Raw genomic sequence first — 1,258 nt, forward strand, 5'->3', positions numbered from 1 at the left:
TGAACCGTCCCGGAAATTATGCCGCCAGTTTACTGGCGACTTCATCGGGTAACGAGCCGCTTTTTTCATCATAGTAGAGTTCTTCGAATTCCACTGGAGCACGGTACCCCAGGGTCGAATGTAGCCTTTCGTTGTACCAATGAACCCAGTCCACCACGATTTCCACCACATCAGATTCAGCCATCAAAGGCCCGGTTCTGAACGGTGATTCCTTGGCCACGGCCTCGTTCTTGAACAAGCCCATCACCGTTTCGGCAGCGGCATTATCGTACGCATCCCCGATCGTGCCGATCGAGGGCACCAGACCCTCCATGGCCAGTGTTTGGGTATACCTCGCAGAGGTGTATTCCGAGCCGGCATCGCTGTGGTGGACAGTTCCCATCACCGGCCTCACATGCGGGTGTCGTTCAGTGCGACGCTGCCAGAGAGCCAGCTGCAGAGCCTCCTCCACGAACGCGGTGTCATGCGAGGTCGACGACGCCCACGACAAGATCCTGCGGGAGAACAAATCGATCACGAAGGACACGTAAGCGAACCCGCCACGAATCGGAACGTAGGTAAAGTCCGTGACCCAAACCTTGTTCGGGGCATCGGTGAAGAAGTTCCTGTTCAACAGGTCCTTGGCCCGAATTTTGTCCTTGGAACGGATCGTCGTAGTCGTCCTGCGCCCCCGCACCAGACCCTTCATCCCAGCTACACGCATCAGCCGGTCAACGGTGTGCTTGGAGACATCACCGAACCCGTTACGCCGCAACCAGACCCGCATTTTCCGTCGACCATAAAGCACTTCAGGCTTCAGCTTGCGCGTCTTCGGATCAGGCTTCTGCAGGTCATAGAGCTTGTTGAGAATTAACGCGTCGGTAACGACGCGCGGTGCCGGCTCATCCGCTTTCCAGCTGCGATACGTGCGGGCAGAGACCTTCACGCCCTGAATATTCAGGGCCTGGCAGATCTGCTGGACTGCGTAGCCACGTTCGCGTTGCTGATCGATGAACTCAGTAATTAGTGACGGCGAGGGTCCAGCTCCCTCGCGAAGAAAATCGCTGACGCTTTCAGGATTTCATTCGCTTCTTCAAGGTCCTTGACCTTGGATTTGAGTGCTTTGATCTCGGCAAGTTCTTCACTGCTTGGCCCGGTCCTCTCACCGGCATCAACCTGTGCCTGGAGAACCCAGCGTCGCAGCGATTCTTTACCAACATTGAGCTTCGGCGCCATCTCGGCACACGCAGCATAGACAGACTTATAACGATCCATCCGG

General features: G+C 56.3%; 1 protein-coding gene and 1 pseudogene. Both read right to left on the reverse strand.

All coding sequences use genetic code 11. The annotated features are described in order from the left end of the window. Positions 1–16 precede the first annotated feature (16 nt). Positions 17–1,003, reverse strand: coding sequence for an IS3 family transposase (locus RY113_RS18390; RefSeq protein WP_315915831.1), 987 nt, complete (start codon positions 1,001–1,003; stop codon positions 17–19). Next, a pseudogene (locus tag RY113_RS18395) lies at positions 1,003–1,258 on the reverse strand (IS3 family transposase); the annotation flags it as partial. The gene RY113_RS18390 and the pseudogene RY113_RS18395, both read right to left, overlap by 1 nt.

Origin of the sequence: Arthrobacter sp. lap29, from assembly GCF_032458965.1 — a bacterium.
Classification (GTDB): domain Bacteria; phylum Actinomycetota; class Actinomycetes; order Actinomycetales; family Micrococcaceae; genus Specibacter; species Specibacter psychrochitiniphilus.